General features: G+C 72.7%; 16 protein-coding genes. 4 read left to right on the forward strand and 12 right to left on the reverse strand.

The window, feature by feature from the left end:
- Positions 1–59 precede the first annotated feature (59 nt).
- Positions 60–1,199: an FAD-dependent monooxygenase gene (locus FH610_RS24255; protein WP_139577074.1), complete on the forward strand. Its 1,140-nt coding sequence runs from the start codon at positions 60–62 to the stop codon at positions 1,197–1,199.
- Positions 1,200–1,228: 29 nt separating this feature from the next.
- Here the strand turns inward: FH610_RS24255 and FH610_RS24260 are convergent, their stop codons facing one another.
- A complete protein-coding gene (locus tag FH610_RS24260; protein ID WP_139577075.1) occupies positions 1,229–2,116 on the reverse strand; it encodes a DMT family transporter in 888 nt (295 codons plus the stop codon).
- Positions 2,117–2,544: 428 nt separating this feature from the next.
- On the reverse strand, positions 2,545–2,901 hold the full coding sequence (locus FH610_RS24265) for a VOC family protein (RefSeq protein ID WP_139577076.1): 357 nt from the start codon (positions 2,899–2,901) through the stop codon (positions 2,545–2,547).
- Positions 2,902–3,029: 128 nt separating this feature from the next.
- Between FH610_RS24265 and secA2 the strand changes: the two genes are divergently transcribed.
- Complete coding sequence (gene secA2, locus FH610_RS24270; RefSeq protein ID WP_240809161.1) at positions 3,030–5,297, forward strand: accessory Sec system translocase SecA2; 2,268 nt, start codon at positions 3,030–3,032, stop codon at positions 5,295–5,297.
- A gap of 22 nt (positions 5,298–5,319) precedes the next feature.
- Here secA2 and FH610_RS44620 read toward each other — a convergent pair whose 3' ends face one another.
- From FH610_RS44620 to FH610_RS24310, 8 genes are all read right to left on the reverse strand, one after another.
- Entirely contained in the window at positions 5,320–6,474 is a 1,155-nt protein-coding gene (locus FH610_RS44620; RefSeq protein WP_240809162.1) for a hypothetical protein, read from the reverse strand.
- Between the two features lie 228 nt (positions 6,475–6,702).
- Positions 6,703–8,259, reverse strand: coding sequence for a cellulose binding domain-containing protein (locus tag FH610_RS24280; protein ID WP_139577078.1), 1,557 nt, complete (start codon positions 8,257–8,259; stop codon positions 6,703–6,705).
- A 174-nt stretch (positions 8,260–8,433) separates the two neighbouring features.
- Positions 8,434–9,045: a YHS domain-containing protein gene (locus tag FH610_RS24285; protein ID WP_139577079.1), complete on the reverse strand. Its 612-nt coding sequence runs from the start codon at positions 9,043–9,045 to the stop codon at positions 8,434–8,436.
- 177 nt (positions 9,046–9,222) lie between these two features.
- A complete protein-coding gene (locus tag FH610_RS24290; protein WP_139577080.1) occupies positions 9,223–10,548 on the reverse strand; it encodes a lanthionine synthetase LanC family protein in 1,326 nt (441 codons plus the stop codon).
- Positions 10,549–10,629: 81 nt separating this feature from the next.
- Positions 10,630–12,351 (reverse strand): SulP family inorganic anion transporter, encoded by a 1,722-nt coding sequence (locus tag FH610_RS24295; RefSeq protein WP_139577081.1) that lies wholly within the window; start codon positions 12,349–12,351, stop codon positions 10,630–10,632.
- Positions 12,348–12,683 (reverse strand): ArsR/SmtB family transcription factor, encoded by a 336-nt coding sequence (locus FH610_RS24300; protein ID WP_139577172.1) that lies wholly within the window; start codon positions 12,681–12,683, stop codon positions 12,348–12,350. Before FH610_RS24300 ends, FH610_RS24295 begins: the two co-directional genes overlap by 4 nt.
- 5 nt (positions 12,684–12,688) lie before the next feature.
- Entirely contained in the window at positions 12,689–12,901 is a 213-nt protein-coding gene (locus FH610_RS24305; RefSeq protein ID WP_205826008.1) for a hypothetical protein, read from the reverse strand.
- A gap of 66 nt (positions 12,902–12,967) precedes the next feature.
- Complete coding sequence (locus FH610_RS24310) at positions 12,968–13,372, reverse strand: VOC family protein (RefSeq protein ID WP_139577082.1); 405 nt, start codon at positions 13,370–13,372, stop codon at positions 12,968–12,970.
- 173 nt (positions 13,373–13,545) lie between these two features.
- Here FH610_RS24310 and FH610_RS24315 point away from each other — a divergent pair, with 173 nt between their 5' ends.
- Together FH610_RS24315 and FH610_RS24320 are read left to right on the forward strand one after the other, a co-directional pair.
- On the forward strand, positions 13,546–13,974 hold the full coding sequence (locus tag FH610_RS24315; protein ID WP_139577083.1) for a pyridoxamine 5'-phosphate oxidase family protein: 429 nt from the start codon (positions 13,546–13,548) through the stop codon (positions 13,972–13,974).
- Positions 13,974–14,978, forward strand: a complete 1,005-nt coding sequence (locus tag FH610_RS24320) for a zinc-binding alcohol dehydrogenase family protein (RefSeq protein WP_139577182.1) — start codon at positions 13,974–13,976, stop codon at positions 14,976–14,978. The genes FH610_RS24315 and FH610_RS24320 overlap by 1 nt, the downstream gene beginning before the upstream one ends.
- Here the strand turns inward: FH610_RS24320 and FH610_RS24325 are convergent.
- Together FH610_RS24325 and FH610_RS24330 are read right to left on the reverse strand one after the other, a co-directional pair.
- The gene (locus FH610_RS24325) at positions 14,965–15,444 is read right to left on the reverse strand and encodes a CBS domain-containing protein (protein WP_139577084.1); all 480 of its coding nucleotides are present in this window, start codon (positions 15,442–15,444) and stop codon (positions 14,965–14,967) included. The genes FH610_RS24320 and FH610_RS24325 overlap by 14 nt on opposite strands.
- Positions 15,441–16,133, reverse strand: a complete 693-nt coding sequence (locus tag FH610_RS24330) for a CBS domain-containing protein (protein ID WP_240809169.1) — start codon at positions 16,131–16,133, stop codon at positions 15,441–15,443. The genes FH610_RS24325 and FH610_RS24330 overlap by 4 nt, the downstream gene beginning before the upstream one ends.
- Positions 16,134–16,175: the final 42 nt, after the last annotated feature.

Raw genomic sequence — 16,175 nt, forward strand, 5'->3', positions numbered from 1 at the left:
GTAGAGGCGGACTACGGCTGTAGTACGCTCACTACAGCTGTAGTGACGAGGAGGCGGGCATGGCGCACGCGGTGGTGATCGGGGCGGGCATCGGCGGGCTGACGGCGGCCCTCGCCCTGGCGCGGAAGGACTGGTCGGTGACGGTCCTGGAACAGGCGGCCTCGATCGAGCCGGTGGGCGCCGGGCTGGCGGTCGCGCCCAACGCGCTCCGGGCGCTCGACGTGATCGGACTCGGGGACGAGGTCAGGAAGCTCTCCGCCATCCAGGGCCAGAGCGGCATCCGGTTGCCGGCCGGCCGATGGCTGTCGCGGACCACCGCCGAGGACGCCGCCGCCCGGTATGGCGATCCCATCGTGCTGCTCACCCGCTCGGCGCTGGTCGACATCCTCGCCGGGCGCCTGCCGCAGGGCGCCCTGCGGGTGAGCACTCGGGTCGAGTCCGTCGATCCCGCGACCGGGCGCGTCACCGTGTCGGGGGCGGCGGAGACGATCGAGGCCGACCTGGTCGTGGCGGCCGACGGGATCCGGTCCCGGATCCGCTCGGCTCTGTTCCCCGCGCATCCCGCGCCGGTCTACGCGGGCGTGACGAGCTGGCGGGCGATCGTGCCGCTGCCCGGCGTGACGGGCGCGTCCGAGACCTGGGGCCGTGGGCTGATCTTCGGAGTCATGCCGCTCGCGGGCGGTCAGGTGTACTGCTACGCCACCGCGGCTGTTCCGGCGGGCCTGCGCGCGGCGGACGAGAGGGACGAACTGCTCCGGTTGTTCGGCCGCTGGCACGACCCGATCCCGGCGCTGCTGGACGCCGCCGACCCCGCGACCGTGCTCCGCCACGACATCCACTGCCTCGACGCCCCGCTGCCCGCCTTCCACGCGGGACGGGTCGCGCTGCTGGGCGACGCGGCCCACCCCATGACGCCCAACCTCGGACAGGGGGCCTGCCAGGCCATCGAGGACGCCGTCGTGCTCGCCGAGCGCGTCTCACCTCACGGCGACCCGGCCGCGGGGCTGGCCGTCTACAGCAGGGAGCGACTGGCACGGACGACGCCGATCGTGCGGCGGTCGCGGGCGATCGGCCGGCTCACCCGGTGGCGCAACCCGTCGGCGGTCGCTCTGCGCGACGGCGCGATGCGGGCGGCGGGCTGGTTCGGGCCCGGGCTCGCGTTGCGTCAGGGCGACCAGATCTTCACCTGGTCGCCCTGAACCGCCGAGGAGATCGGCGGCCGCAGCTGTCAGGCCGCCTCGGACGCGACCACCGGGTCGCCGATCCTGTCCGGCTCGGCCGGTGCGGCAGCGGGCTTGGAATGGTCGGGGGCGAGGCGGCCGAGCGTGATCGTCCCGGCGATCAGCAGGCCGGCCGCGAGCAGCGCGGGGATCACCTTGTCCACTTCGGTGGGCAGCGACTCGCCCAGCAGCACCGCTCCGGCGGTGACCGAGGTGATGGGGTCGACGACCTGGACCCCGGCGTAGGCGATGCCGAAGTAGCCCACGGCGTACGACTTCTGCAGCAGCACCACGGCGCAGACCAGCAGCACCGGGATGGCCAGGGTGAACCAGTGGAGCAGGTGACCGAGGTCTCCTTGGAGCCCACCGCCGACGACCCGGACGAAGGTGGACACGGTAGCGGTGACCGCTCCGGCGCCGACCGCCATCAGCAGCGCCTTCGCCGGGCCCCTCAGCCGACGGGCCGCGGTGAACGTGACGGCGACCACCAGGGCGACGCAGCCGATCAGCTCCAGGGCGTGCGCGTCGGACAGGACCGGAGTCACGTTGTGCGCCGGGACCAGCAACATGAGGCCGAGCAGGCCGACCGCCACCGCGATCGACCCGGCGATCTCTGCCCGGCGCGGGCGCCTGCCGTGCAGCGTCGCGGCGAGCGGCACCGCGAACACGAGGGTCGCCACGCTCACGGGCTGGACGACGACCAGCGGAGCCAGGCTGAGCGCCACCGCGTGCAGGGACGCCCCGGTGAAACCGATGACCCCGCCGATCCACCAGCGGGGCCTTCTGACGAGAGCGAGGGTGGCCCCCTCGCTCACCGCTTCGAACTGCTGCAGCGCCGCACCCAGGGCGTATCCCAGCGCGCCGACGAGGGCGATGGCCACTCCCACCCAGGTCATGCGCGCCCGCCGGCGTGTCGAGAAATCACCACGCAAGCTTAGTGGGACCCGGCACTCGCCCAGGGAGCCCGTGACACAAGTCCGGCTTTCCGGCCAGCTCCCCCAGATCCGCTCCCCGGGATCCGCGACCGGCGCGGATCCCGGTGGGGAACGATGCGCGGCTCAGTCGACGCCGCTGGACAGGGCGAGGTCGATGACCCCGGTGTTCTCGGTCACCCAGGTGGCGGACAGCCCGCCCTCCTTGACAGCGCGACGCCGTCCGCCCGGACCACGCGGAGGCGGTCGCCGGCGAGGACGAGCTGCATGGCGCTGTCGTGCTCCAGGACCCAGTTCGTGGACAGGCCCCCTCCTTCACCCAGGCCCTGCCGTCGGCCGTCACCACCCCGATCCGGTCACCCGACGCCCACTTCAGGACCACTGGGCCCGCTTCAGGACCTCTCCGGACACACGCAGAAAAGGTGGCCCTCCGGGTCGGCGAGCACCACCCAGTCGCCCGGCTGGAACTCCGGCTTGGTCGCCCCGAGCGCGATGTACTCCTCCACCGCCTTGGCCACGTCGGGCACCCGGAAGTCGAGGTGGAACTGCTTGTCCGGGCCGGGCCAGGAGGGGGCCTTCCGGTCGGGCACGCGCTGGAAGTAGATGCTCGTCGCGCCGTCGCCGATCCCCGCGTACTCCTCCTCGGCGTACTGCACGGGGAATCCGGTGATCTGGGAGTAGAACTCGGCGAGCTTCTTCGGCTCGGCACAGTCGATGGTCACGGCGATGAGCTTCGCGATCGTTGTCATGGGGACCATCTTTCCGCGTATACCTGTCAGGGAGTGTCAGGTAGGTGCGCCACGGAAATCGGCATCGATAGTGGGACCATGAACCGGGCATGTGGAACCAGTCCGGCAAGCGAGTCGTTGGAGCGGATGTGGCACGGGTAGGCGAATGGATCAAGCGGTTCCTGGACAAACCAGGAAGCGTCGATCTGGCCCCCTTCCAGCGGATCGTGGCCGAGGCGGGCGAGCTGGAGGGCGAGGTCACCCGGCGCGCCGACCTGCGCCCCGCGGCCGTCGATCCCGACTGGGTCGGCTCCGCCGACTTCTGCGCCGTGATGCGGGAGGCCGCCCGCCGGGCGCTCGGCCAGCGGCCGTACGACGTGCAGCTCGTGGGCATGCTCGCCATGCTCGAGGGCCACGTCGTGCAGATGGCCACCGGCGAGGGCAAGACGCTCGTCGGCGCGCTGACGGCGGCCGGGTTCGCGTTGCGCGGCGCCCGGGTCCACGCGGTCTCGGTCAACGACTACCTCGCCCGCCGCGACGCCGAGTGGATGGGCCCGCTGTACGAGACGCTCGGCCTCACGGCCGGGTGGATCGCCGAGACCTCCACCTCGGAGGAGCGGGGGGCGGCGTACGCCTGCGACGTCACGTACGGAGCCGTCAGCGAGCTGGGGTTCGACGTGCTGCGCGACCGCCTGTGCACCGACCCGGCCGAACTTGTCGTGCCCGCCCCCGAGGTCGCGCTGGTGGACGAGGCCGACTCGGTCCTGGTGGACGAGGCCCGCGTGCCGCTGGTGCTGGCCGGCACGGCCGACCCCGGCACGGCGCTGCCCGAGATGGCGGCCCTGGTGCGGCGGCTGTCGCGCGGCTACCACTACACGATCGACGAGGAGGGGCGCAGCGTCTTCCTCACCCCCAAGGGCACCGACACGGTCGAGAAGGCCCTCGGGGTCGACCTCTACGAGCACCCCGGCGTGGTGACCCAGGTCAACCTCGCCCTGCACGCCCACGCGCTGCTGACCAGGGACGTCGACTACATCGTGAGGGACGGCCGGGTCCACCTGATCAACACCTCGCGCGGCCGGGTCGCCGTGCTGCAGCGCTGGCCGGACGGGCTGCAGGCGGCCGTCGAGGCCAAGGAGCACCTGCCGGCGTCGGAGACGGGCGAGATCCTCGACTCGCTCACCGTGCAGAGCCTCATCCGCCGCTACCCGCAGGTGTGTGGCATGACCGGCACCGCGATCGCCGTGGCCGAGCAGCTGCGGGAGTTCTACGACCTCAGGGTCGCGGTCATCCCGCCCAACAGGCCGTGCGTACGGGTGGACGAGCCCGACCGGATCTTCGCCACGCTGGAGGACAAGGAGCGGGCGCTGCTGGAGGAGATCGAGACCCGGCACGCCACCGGGCAGCCGATCCTCGTCGGCACGCTCGACGTCGCCGAGTCCGAGCGCCTGGCCGAGGCCCTGGAGGCCGGGGGGCTGAGCGCGGCCGTGCTCAACGCGAAGAACGACGCCGAGGAGGCGCAGATCATCGCGAAGGCCGGCCGGCGCGGCGCGATCACGGTGTCCACGCAGATGGCCGGGCGCGGCACCGACATCCGGCTCGGCGCGGGCGACCCGGACGAGGAGCAGGAGGTCGCCGCGCTCGGCGGGCTCTACGTCATCGGCACCGGCAGGCACGAGAGCAGCAGGCTGGACGACCAGTTGCGGGGCCGCGCCGGACGGCAGGGCGACCCCGGCGGCTCGGTGTTCTTCGTCAGCGGCGAGGACACGCTCCTCACCGCGTACGCGCCGGACCAGTCGCTGCCCGCGGCCGGCCGCGACGGCGTCGTGCGGGCCGCGGACGCCGCCGGGCTGGTGGCACACGCCCAGCGCGTGGCGGAGGGCGTCAACCTGGAGATCCACCGCAACACCTGGCGCTACACGCGGCTGCAGGAGCGCCAGCGGGCGGAGGTGCTGGAGCGGCGCGACCGCGTCCTGCACGGCGACACGGGGGCGCGGGCCCTGGAGCAGGCCTGCCCGGAGCGCTACCGCGAGCTGTGCGAGACGGCGGGCGAGGAGACGGTCGAACGGGCCGCCCGGCAGATCGTGCTGTATCACCTCGACCGCTGCTGGACCGAGCACCTCGGCTTCCTCGCCGACCTCCGCGAGGGCATCCACCTGCGGGCCCTCGGGCGGTTGAACCCGCTCGACGAGTTCAACCGCGAGGCCGTTCCGGCCTACCGGGCGATGCTCGACGAGGTCGAGCGGCGTTCCAAGGAGACCTTCGAGAAGGCCGACGTCACCCGGGACCTCGCGGAGCAGGGCCTCAAGCGGCCCACGGCCACCTGGACCTACCTGGTGCAGGACAACCCGTTCGGCTCGGAGTGGGACCGCGTGCTCAAGCGCGTGGCCGGAGCGCTCAAGCGCCGCAAACGGTAGAGGTCCGCGGGCCGCCGGGGCCCTACTCGTCGCGGTCGCGGCCCTGCCGGTGCGAGGTTCCGTGAGCGTGGGCGGGCCGGCTCAGCACGGCCTTGGCGCCCACGGCGGCGAGCGCGCACACCACGATCGCGACCGAGAAGGCGGGAACGGCCGCCTCTTCCAGCTGTCCGTCCACGGCCGACGCGGGGGTGAACGCCGGGGAGGCCGTCACCTCGCTGGTCCTCGCCCCCTTCACGGTCTCCGCGACGGTCTTCGGGGTGGTCTTCGGGATGGTCTTCCCGGCGGCGTTCGCGGCAGGGTTCGCGGCAGGATTCGGGGCAGGGTTCGCCCCTGTCGTACCAAAAAGTGGGGACATCTGGGCCGTGGCCGCCTCGGCCCGCATGGCCGACGCGTCCGGCGTGTCCGGCGAGGCGGGCGGCGCGGGCGCGGCGGGCGCCACGGACGCGGAGGCCACGGGGGCCACGGGGGCCACGGGGGCCGGGCTCTCCTTCACGCCGGGCGTGGACGTGGGAGCGGAGTCCTGCGGCGCGGCGGGAGAGGCGGAGGGAGCGGGAGCCGTGGCGGGGCAGGGCGGCGGGGGCTTCGGCTGGTCCTTGACCCCGTACGCGCCCGTCGAGAACGGCTTGGGCGCGCCCGTCTTGCCGAGGCCCTTGCCCCATTGAGTGATCACGTACTTCACCGGGATGTGGCCGAGCCCGTCCGCGTCCTCGACGGTGAGCGAGTCGGTGTTCCAGGTGCCGCCGGTCAGATCGGCGAACGTCTTGCCGTCGAGGTCGAGCATGACGCCGCTGCTGGAGGGAACGCCGGGGCCGCGGTCGCCGATGAAGAAGTCGGCCTTCTTCCCCTTGTAGACCACATAGCCCTTGGTGCCCATCGGCCAGCTCGGGCTGGCGGCCAGGCCCTCCTGCATCGGCTCGCCCGACGCGGGGGCGCCGGTGTCGCCGTTGACGCCCGACCCGTCGTCCCAGAAGTACGACGCGGTCGTCTTGCCGGCGTACAGGACGGTGTGGCCTTCGGCGGTCGGGCAGCCGACCTCGGGAACGGCGGGCGCGGTGGCCGCGTCGGCGCCGTCGGCGGGTGTGTCCTGGGAGCCCGCCGGGGCGGGGCGGGCGGAGGCGTCCTGCCGGTGCGGGGACACGGCGGTCGCGTGAAGCGTCTCGCCCTTCGCCGGGCTCATCTGCTCCCGGAGGGCGTCGTTGTGGGGGTCCGCGTAGCTGGAAATGGGGGATCTCCTGACTGGTCACGGTTGGGTAACCGGACACTAAGCCAAGAACACCCCAAATCTCGACATCTCAGGCGAAAGTTTTACTTTCTGGACGAACTTCCCATGAAGTGGCAAAGTCAGATGCGACGCGCCCCCCTTCCCGGGGGGCCGGAGGGAAGGAGGGCACGCCACGTATCGGGATCAGGACGTCAGCAGGCGAGCCCGCAGCCCGGCCCCGAAGGCGGTCGGGGTGCCGTTGTAGTCGCTGATCAGGGACGGGCCGGTGGAGCAGTCCCAGGTGTTCCAGGTCCAGCCGAGGTAGGACAGGCCCTTGGCGTCGAACCAGTTCATGACCTGGTCGATGAACCCGTGCGAGCAGGTGTTCTCACCGATCTCCCCGGCCACCAACGGGACCTGGGCCGCCACCGGCGCGAGCTGGGCGTCCCAGCACGAGGTGCTGACGCAGGAGTTGAAGTTGTACACGTGCCACGCGGCGGCCAGGTTGTTCCGCGAGTCCGTGGGCTTGTACTGCAGCCACTGCGACAGGTCGTTGGAGTAGGCCAGGCCGCCCAGCATGATGATGTTGGTCGCACCGGTGGCGCGCACCGCGTTCACCAGGGACTGGAAGCCCGCCACCTGGTAGGGGATGCCGGAGCAGGTGCCGCCGTCGCGCCAGCAGGCCCACCCCGAGGCGGCGCCGCCGGTCGCGCGCTCCGGATAGGGCTCGTTGAACAGGTCGAACACGACCTCGTCACGGCCCTTGAACGCGTTCGCCACCCCTGTCCAGAACTGCGGGGCGTACTGCGCGTCCGGCATCGGCTTCTGGCAGGAGGCGTGGACGTCGGAGCAGCCCGAGGAGTTGCCGGTGTACTGGCCGTAGTTCCAGTGCATCTCGACGATCGGGGTGACGCCCTTGGCGACCAGCCGGTCGACGTACGCCTTGACCTCGTTCTGGTAGGCGGCGCCGCCGTACGAGGACTGGATGTTGCTCAGGCCGAGCCAGCACTCCTCGTTCAGCGGGACGCGGACCGCCCTCACGTTCCACGTCCTCATCGCGTCGATCGCCGCGTTGTCGACCGGGCCGTCCCAGATGCCGCGGCCCTGGACGCACATGAACTCGCCGCCCGACCGGTTGACCCCAAGCAGCCGGTACGGCGTGCCGGTCGCGGCGTTCACGATCTTGTTGCCCGACACCTTCAGCTTCGGCGCCGCCCCTGTGGAGGGGCTGGTGGAGGGGCTGGGCGACGTCGAGGGCGAGGGGCTCGGGGACGGGCTCCGCGAGGGGCTGGGCGACGGGCTCGGCGACGGGCTCGGCGAGCGGGAGGGCGAGGGCGACGGGGACTGCGACGGCGTGCCGCCGTCGCAGGCGACGCCGTTCAGCGTGAAGTCGGTCGGCGCCGGGTTGCTTCCGGACCAGGATCCGTTGAAGCCGATGCTCGTCGAGCCGCCGGTGGACAGGGACCTGTTCCAGTCCACCGCCGTCGCGGTCACGGCGCTGCCCGACTGGCTCCAGGTGGCCGACCACCCCTGGGTGACCTTCTGACCGCTGTCGGGGAACGTGAAGGTGAGCGTCCAGTCGCTCAGGGCGTCGCCCAGGTTCTGGATGCTCAGGTTGGCGGACATGCCGCCCTGCCACTGACTGGCCGTGTAGGTGACCTTGCACGCCACGGCGGCCTGGGCCGCCGGCGTGTTGCCCAAGGCGAGTCCGCCTGCGGCGATCAGCCCCAGTGCGGTGAGGATCGCGCCTCTCCGTCGCATGCTCCGTCCTTCCATAGAAGACCGGAGCGAAGCGTTGTGAACTAGACCGGTTAAGTCAAAGACGCGGCGGGCGTCACCCCGGCTGAACTGGGCCTACCTGCCGCGAGCAGGTGAAATTTTCAGCCGGGATCCGGCCCGGCGCGCCGCCTCCGGGGCGTCGGCCGCCCGCCGCCGTCAGGACGCCCCCGCAGCACTCGATTCTCTGACGAAGTGCCCGCGGCAATGGGGGCAGCAGAAGCCGTAGGTCTGCCCGTCGCGCTCCAGGATCACCGCCTCTTCCAGCGGCACGGTGGCGCCGCAGACCGGGTCGACGACCATGCCGTCCGGCACGTGCGCGGCCGATCCGGTCTTGGCCTCCTCGATCAGGGCGAGGAAGTCCGAGGAACGCCGCACCCGCCCGCGCAGGCCGTAGCCGCCCTCCGGAAGACTGATCACGTTCACCACGACACGCGGCTCGGGGCGCCCCTCCGCCTCCGCGAGTTCGGCGGTGATCCGGGAGATGAGGTGCTCGCTCATCTCCTTGCCCCACAGTCCGACGATGACGTTCACCACATACCAAGGGTCCTGCGAGCCGTCGAGCAGGTTCCCGCCCGCGATCCAGACCTCCTCCTCACGGACCACCACGTGGGAGAGCGAGTCGAACAGATCCATGACACCGGGGTCCGCGGCGGGTGTCGTGCCGTCCACGGGCGACAGCAGACGCCGCGCCGTGAGCCGCCCGGCGAGCACCCGGCGCTCCCACTCGTCGAACATGCCCTTGGGCACCAGCAGCTCGACAAACAACATCGTCGCTCCATCCTTCCCGAAAAGGGTCGATCGGTGGCGATTTTGCCGCGACGAATCCTCACTGTCGTCGCCCCGGGGAGGACTCTCCCGGCTACTGCGCCGGGCGCAGTGGGCGGGCGCGCTACGCCGTACGGAGTAGTCCGCTCCCGACCCCGTCCGGCGTCTGCGAGCGCGTGGCTATGCCTGGTCGCCGCGCAGGACGGCGGCGGGGATCGGGATGGCCGGGAACGGGTTGTCCGGCAGGAGGATCAGCCGGCGCGGTGTGCCGGTGCGCTCCGTGGCGTCCAGGTGCAGCAGGGCCGTCCCGATGCCCGCGGCTCCCACCATGTATCCGGTGTCGGCCGTGACCTCCCCGGGCCGGAGCCGCCGATAGGCCTGATACCAGCGGAAGCCGGCCTCGTCGCCCGCGGTCGCGCGCCCGATCAGGTCGATCGCGAGCGTGCGCGCGAAGCCGAGGTACGGCTCGTGCCCCGTGGCCGCGTACAGGCCCACGAAACACTCGATCAGCCCGGCTGTGCCGCAGCACAGGCAGGCCACGTCCCAGTGACCCTGGGGCCGGGCCCCGGGCACGCCGCTCTGCATGATTCCGTGCGCGAGCCGTTCCATCCAATCGAGATCGCCCGGGTCGCCGGTGACCCGGTGCAGCTCGTGGAACATGCGGGCCACCCCGGCGGATCCGGAGCAGAAGCCGAGGTAGTGGAGCCGGCGCCCCTGCGGGATGTGGTGCGGCACGAGCGCGCATCTGTCGGTGACCACGCTGACCGTGCGGACGAAGTCGGCGCCCCTGCGGGCCGCCGCCAGGAATCGCCCGTCGCGGGTCACGCCGTACAGTCGGGCGAGCAGGAACGCCGTGCCCGCCGTCCCGGACAGGAACCCGGGGGTGACGGCGTCCACGGGCAGGTCGGGGGCGGCGTCGCCGCCGAAGCGGTGCCCGGGGACGACGAGGCCCGCGATGCGCTCCCCCGCCTCGATCGCCACCTCCTCGTACGCCGGGACGCCGAGGATGCCGGCCGCGTGCAGGAGCGCGAGCACGATCCCCCCGTCACCGCGCTGCGCCGGGTCGCCGGTCCAGCCGATGCCGTCGCCGAGGGGGCGGGCGTCGCGGACGAGGCGGTCGGCGGCGGCGCGGGCCGCCCCGAAGATCTCCTCGTCGCCCGTCGCCCACCCCGTCTCCGCCATCGCGAAGACCAGGCCGGCGAGCCCGTGATAGAAGGTCGGGTCGCGCTGCTCGGGCCAGGTGACGGCGAGCCTGCGCGCTCCCGCGAGCGCGTCCTCCAGGTACGCCTCGTGGCCGGTGGCGGCGGCGAGTTCGAGGAAGAACAGCACGACGCCGGCCGCGCCGGCGTAGAGGGACGAGACGTCACCGGCCCCGGCCGACCGCCCCCGGGGATCGGGGTTGGCCCGCCATCGCCGTCCCAGGTCGTCGTCGACCGCCGCCGACCGCACCCAGCGCGCGGCCGTGACAGCGGCGGTGACAGGTGTCTCGCGGGGCCAGGCGCTCATCACCCCAGTCTCCCACAAAGCTGGTAGGAAATTAAGGCTATTGTTCTTCCACTCGGAAGCCTACGGGCAGTCGTGCGCCGATCACACCGTCGGCGCGGAAACGTCCGGGTGACGTGCCGCGAGGACCGGGGTCGGCGGTGGCGCGGACGGGAGTCCGAGCAGCGTCCTTGCGTGGGCGATCGCGGCCGGCGTGTCCGGGAAGACGAGCCCGTCACGGCGGAGGTGGTCGGCCACCCCGAGCCCGCCGAGGACCTCGTCGTGGCCCGGCCGGATGCCCGACAGCAGCACGATGATCCCCTTCCCCTCCAGCCGCCTGATCGCGTCCCCGAGGACACCGGCGCCGGTGGCGTCGATCGTGGACACGCGCGACATGCGCAGGATGACCACCCGCACGTCGGCGACCTCCGACAGCTCGAGCAGGAAGCGGTGGGCCGCGCCGAAGAACAGCGGGCCGTCGAACCGGTAGGCCACGATGTGCTCGGCCAGCAGGCGCCGTTCCTCGTCGCTGTGGTCGCCGGTCTCCAGCGGGACCTGCTCGATCTGCGCGCTGCGCGCGACGGCCCGCAGGGCGAGCACGATCGCGACGCCGACGCCGACCGCGACCGCGGTGACGAGGTCGAAGACGACGGTGACGGCGAAGGTGAGGACCATCACCGCGGCGTCGCCCCGGGTGGCGCGGGCGATGGCGCGCAGCGAGCCGACCTCGACCATGCGGACCGTCGTGGCCAGGAGCACTCCGGCCAGCGCGGCCAGCGGGATGCGCCCCACCAGGCCGCCCGCGCTGAACACGATGGCGGCAAGCACGACGGCGTGCGCCAGGGCGGCCAGGCGCGAGCGGGCACCCGATCGGACGTTGACCGCCGTACGGGCGATCGCGGCGGTGGCGGGGATGCCGCCGAAGAGCGGGGAGACGACGTTCGCCAGGCCCTGCCCGAACAGCTCGCGGTCGGGGTCGTGCCGCTCCCCCACGCTCATGCCGTCGGCGACCGAGGCGCACAGCAGGCTCTCCAGGGCCCCGAGTGCGGCCACGGCGAGGGCCGCCGGGAGCAGCGAGGTGACGGCGCCCGGATCGAGGAAGCCGATCGACGGCGCGGGCAGCCCGGCCGGCAGGGTTCCGATGCGGGCGACGTCCAGCCCTGCGGCCTCGGCCACGACCGTGGCGGCCACGACCGTGAGGAAGGAGAACGGCACCGCGGGCCGCCACCGCGCGCCCAGCAGCATGACTCCGGCGACCACGAGCGCCATCGCGATCGGCACCGGATGCGGATCGCGCGCGAAGTTCGCGACCGCGCTCCCCGCCGCCTGCCACACCCGCTCACCCTCGCCGGTCACGCCGAGCGCCGCGGGCACCTGCTGGAGCGCGATGACGACGGCGATGCCCGCCGTGAAACCTTCGATGACGGGGGTCGGCATGTAGCGGGCGTACCTGCCGACCCGGGCCAGCGCGAGCACCACGAGCACGATCCCGGCGAGCAGGCCGACCGCGAGCACCCCGCCCGGGCCGTGACTGTGCACGATCGGGACGAGGACGACGGTCATGGCCCCCGTGGGCCCCGACACCTGGAGGTTGCTGCCGCCGAAGACGGCGGCGATCGCGCCCGCGACGACGGCGGTCGCCAGGCCGGCCTGCGCGCCCAGCCCGGAGCCGACCCCGAAGGCCAGCGCGAGCGGCAGGGCCACCACCGCGACCGTGAGCCCGGCGATCAGGTCGCGGCCGGGGCTGCGGCGGGCCGGTCGCCAGTCGGCGGGCGAGGGCAGCAGACCCGCGATCCGGCCGTACAGCCGCTTGGCCGCGCCGGTCACTCTGCCGCCTCCGCCTGAAGCTCGGCCAGCAGCTCGCCCTGGCCGGTGATCATGTCGGTGAGGATCCGCCGGGCCGTCGCGAGCAGGTCCACGACGTCGGGGGTGGCCAGCGAGTAGACCACCGTGCCTCCCTCCCTGACCGCGCCGACCAGGCCGGTACGGCGCAGCACGGCGAGCTGCTGGGACAGGTTCGACGCCTCCACCTCGATCTCGGTGAGTAATTCGCGGACCGGGCGGGGCCCGTCCCGCAGGAGTTCGAGCACGCGGATCCGCACCGGATGACCCAGAGTGCGGAAGAAATCGGCCTTGGCTTGGTAGAGCGGGACGGGCATCGGGCTCATTCCGCCCCTCCTGCGGCCTCCAGGCTGATCCCGTGGTCGGCGGCCAGGCGGTTCAGGTTGTCCAGCCGGCCCGAGGCGACCTGGACGCCATGCTCGTCGCCGCTCTCCCGCGCCCGCCGCAGCTCCTCGCGCGCCTCCGCGAGCCGGGCGCGCAGCTCCGCCGTGAACTCGTGCATGTCGTCCTCTCTTCCGTCGACGGTACCCAGCATATTCGCAATTGAAGAATTCTTCAATTCAGCAGCACCGCAACCATGCGGGGCGGCCGGAGACGGGGCTCAGGCGGGGCGCGCCGTGAAGGAACGCTGGTCGCGCCGCAGTGGATGGCCCTCGGGGATCTCGACCAGCACGATCGGCAGGCCGTCGGGGTCCTCGATCCACATCTCCACCAGCCCCCACGGCTCCAGCCGGGGCGGGCGGGACACCCGCACCCCGGCCTCCACCAGCCGGTCGTGCTCCCTCTGCACGTCGCGCACCTGCAACCAGACCGCCGGCCCCTCCCGTACGTCGCCGGTGCGCGGCGAGACCTCGACGAACCCCTGCCCCAGGAAGAACACCACCCCGGGGTCCTCGACCGGGCCGAACTCCCGGTTGACGGCCAGGCCCAGGACGTCCCGATAGAAACGGCGGCTCGCGGCCCGGTCGGCCGATCGCAGGAGTATGCGGCTGCTCAGCACTTCCACGTGACGGTCGTGCCCATTCGGGGCATGCGGTTGGGGATGGATTACGGCAAACGGCGGCCAAGGCTTCCCGGGCCCTTAGTCCCTCCGTCGAGCGACGGACGTCGGTGCCGCCGGAGGGACGGGAACGGCAGACTGGTCGCCGACGCCCGTTGAGGATCATCGTGGAGGTTCGCATGACTGAAGACACGGCTCCCGCCGGCATGCCGCGCCTGGACAAGCTCGACCGCGAGGAGTGCCTGCGGCTGATCTCGCCGGGCGGTGTGGGCAGGGTCGCCTTCAACAACCCGACCGGGCCCGTGATCCTGCCGGTCAACTACACGATCGAGCAGGGCGCCGTCTTGTTCCGCACCGCTCTCGGCGGCCCGATGGACGCCGACCTGCGCACGGGGATCGAGGGGGCCGACTTCATGGTGGCCTTCGAGGTGGACCACATCGACGAGAGCACCCGGGAGGGCTGGAGCGTGCTCATGCGCGGCGGGGCCCACCACATCACCGGCGACGTGAACAAGAACGCCGTGGAGTCGTGGGCGGGCGGCGACCGTCCGCTCTACATCCGGATCTCGCCCAACGAGGTCAGCGGCCGGCGCATCCAGCACGCGTGATGGAGGCCTGGGTCGTGGCCCGGCCGGGGCCCGTCGCGACACGGCCGCTGGAGCGGGCCGTGCTGCCGGACCCCGTGCCCGGGCCCGGGGAACTGCTGGTCCGCGTCGAGGCCTGCGCGGTCTGCCGCACCGACCTGCACCTCGCCGAGGGCGACCTCCCCCCGAGACGCCCTCGTACGGTTCCCGGGCACGAGGTCGTGGGACGCGTGGCGGGGCTCGGCCCGGACACGGCGGGGCCGCCGGTCGGCACCCGCGTGGGGGTGGCCTGGCTGCGCTCAACCTGCGGCCGGTGCCGCTACTGCCTGCGCGGCGCGGAGAACCTGTGCCCCGCGTCCACCTACACGGGCTGGGACGCCGACGGCGGGTACGCGGAGCTGCTGACCGCCCCCGCGGCGTACGTCTACCCGCTGCCCGAGGACACCCCGGCCGAGACGCTCGCCCCGCTGCTGTGCGCGGGGATCATCGGATATCGCGCGCTGGTCCGCGCCGACCTGCCCCCGGGAGGGCGGCTCGGCGTCTACGGGTTCGGTGCCTCGGCCCATCTGACCGCCCAGATCGCGATCGCCGAGGGCGCGACCGTACACGTGATGACGAGGTCGGCGGCGGCGAGGGAGCTCGCGCTCCGGCTGGGCGCGGCCTCCGCGGCGGGCAGCGCCGAACCGCCGCCCGAGCCCCTGGACGCGGCCATCCTGTTCGCCCCGGTCGGCGACCTCGTGCCGGTCGCGCTGGCCGCGCTCGACCGGGGCGGCACGCTCGCGGTGGCGGGGATCCACCTCACCGACATCCCGGTGCTGAACTACCAGCGCCACCTGTTCCAGGAGCGCACGCTGCGCAGCGTCACGGCCAACACCCGCGACGACGGGCGGGAGTTCCTGCGGCTGGCGGCCCTCCATCATCCGCGGGTCACGACGACGCCCTACTCCTTCGACGCCGCCGGCCAGGCGCTGGCCGACCTGGCCGCCGACCGCGTCGAGGGGGCGGCCGTCCTGCTCATGGACAGGTGACGGGCGGCACCGGCTCCAGGTGGAACAGGCCGCCCTTCACGTCCGCGGGGTCGCCGGCCGGACGCGCCGTCCTCCCGGCCAGCGCCATCAGCACGTCGGTGGTGGTGACCAGGCCCCGCAGGACGTCGTCCGGGCCGAGCACGGGGACCGCGCCGCAGTCGGCGTCGACCATCAGCGCGGCGACCTCGGACAGCGGGGCGTCCGGGGCGACCCGGGGACAGCGCCGCCCCTGCACGAGCGTGCGCACCACCGCCTGCGACTGCTCGGCGGGGCCACCCGACCAGTGCGCGGCGACGTCCTCCCGCCCGAGCACGCCGACGAGCCGGCAGCAGGCGTCCACGACCGGGAGGTGGTGGACGCCGGCCCGCCACATGAGCTCCCAGGCCATCAGCGGCGACTCCTCCGGCTCCACCGTGACGAGCGTCCGGGTCATCACCTCGGACGCGGTCGTGGTCTCGACGCTCATCGATCCCGTCCGCCTTCCGCCGGGCCGGTCCGCCGGGGCGCGCCCGCGGGGACGGCCCGGTCCACATCGTCGATCTCGTATGTGATGGAGGAGTCGACGTCCACCACGCCGTCCACCTGCCAGACCTCCTCGATCAGGGCGCAGAGCTGGGAACGCCGCTCCACGCCGCCGTCGAGGTGGACGATCCCGTCCTGGATCCGTACGGCGCACTGGCGGGAGTGGCGCGACGTCACCTCGAGGACGTCGTCGCGGAGGTCCTCCGGGGGCCGGCAGAACGCCCTGATCAGATCGAACTGTTTGACCAGCCCGGTGATGCGGCCGGTCTGCCCGTCCACCACCGGCAGCTCCTTGATCCTGTTGCGGTGCATGAGACAGGCCGCCCGCCGCAGCGGGGTGTCCTCGGTGACCGTGATCGCGGGGCTGCTCATGATCTGGGCGACGCTGCGGCCGCTCGCCTTCCTGCGCTCCCTGCGGCGGGACGGCCCCTCGATGATCAGATCGCCGGGCCGCATGTCGAGGTCCTTGAGCAGCAGGTCGTCGTCGCTCACCATGCCGATCACGCGGCGGTCCCCGTCCACGACAGGGACGGCCCCGACATGGAACCGGCACATGGCGGTGACCACGTCGGAGAACGAGGCCGTGGCCTCGACGGCGACGACGAACCTGTTCATGACGTCGCAGACGGTCATCGGCACGGCGACCTCCCCCCGATCATGACCACTCCCCAGTCA

The sequence above is a fragment of the Microbispora catharanthi genome (assembly GCF_006334915.2).
GTDB lineage: Bacteria > Actinomycetota > Actinomycetes > Streptosporangiales > Streptosporangiaceae > Microbispora > Microbispora catharanthi.

What these genes read in the sequence shown, in the direction of transcription:
- FH610_RS24255 (WP_139577074.1), top strand. Translation starts at nt 60, where the DNA reads ATGGCGCACGCGGTGGTGATCGGGGCGGGCATCGGCGGGCTGACGGCG.
- FH610_RS24260 (WP_139577075.1), bottom strand. Translation starts at nt 2,116, where the DNA reads ATGACCTGGGTGGGAGTGGCCATCGCCCTCGTCGGCGCGCTGGGATAC.
- FH610_RS24265 (WP_139577076.1), bottom strand. Translation starts at nt 2,901, where the DNA reads ATGACAACGATCGCGAAGCTCATCGCCGTGACCATCGACTGTGCCGAG.
- FH610_RS44620 (WP_240809162.1), bottom strand. Translation starts at nt 6,474, where the DNA reads ATGAGCCCGGCGAAGGGCGAGACGCTTCACGCGACCGCCGTGTCCCCG.
- FH610_RS24280 (WP_139577078.1), bottom strand. Translation starts at nt 8,259, where the DNA reads ATGCGACGGAGAGGCGCGATCCTCACCGCACTGGGGCTGATCGCCGCA.
- FH610_RS24285 (WP_139577079.1), bottom strand. Translation starts at nt 9,045, where the DNA reads ATGTTGTTTGTCGAGCTGCTGGTGCCCAAGGGCATGTTCGACGAGTGG.
- FH610_RS24290 (WP_139577080.1), bottom strand. Translation starts at nt 10,548, where the DNA reads ATGAGCGCCTGGCCCCGCGAGACACCTGTCACCGCCGCTGTCACGGCC.
- FH610_RS24300 (WP_139577172.1), bottom strand. Translation starts at nt 12,683, where the DNA reads ATGCCCGTCCCGCTCTACCAAGCCAAGGCCGATTTCTTCCGCACTCTG.
- FH610_RS24305 (WP_205826008.1), bottom strand. Translation starts at nt 12,901, where the DNA reads ATGCTGGGTACCGTCGACGGAAGAGAGGACGACATGCACGAGTTCACG.
- FH610_RS24315 (WP_139577083.1), top strand. Translation starts at nt 13,546, where the DNA reads ATGACTGAAGACACGGCTCCCGCCGGCATGCCGCGCCTGGACAAGCTC.
- FH610_RS24320 (WP_139577182.1), top strand. Translation starts at nt 13,974, where the DNA reads ATGGAGGCCTGGGTCGTGGCCCGGCCGGGGCCCGTCGCGACACGGCCG.
- FH610_RS24325 (WP_139577084.1), bottom strand. Translation starts at nt 15,444, where the DNA reads ATGAGCGTCGAGACCACGACCGCGTCCGAGGTGATGACCCGGACGCTC.
- FH610_RS24330 (WP_240809169.1), bottom strand. Translation starts at nt 16,133, where the DNA reads ATGACCGTCTGCGACGTCATGAACAGGTTCGTCGTCGCCGTCGAGGCC.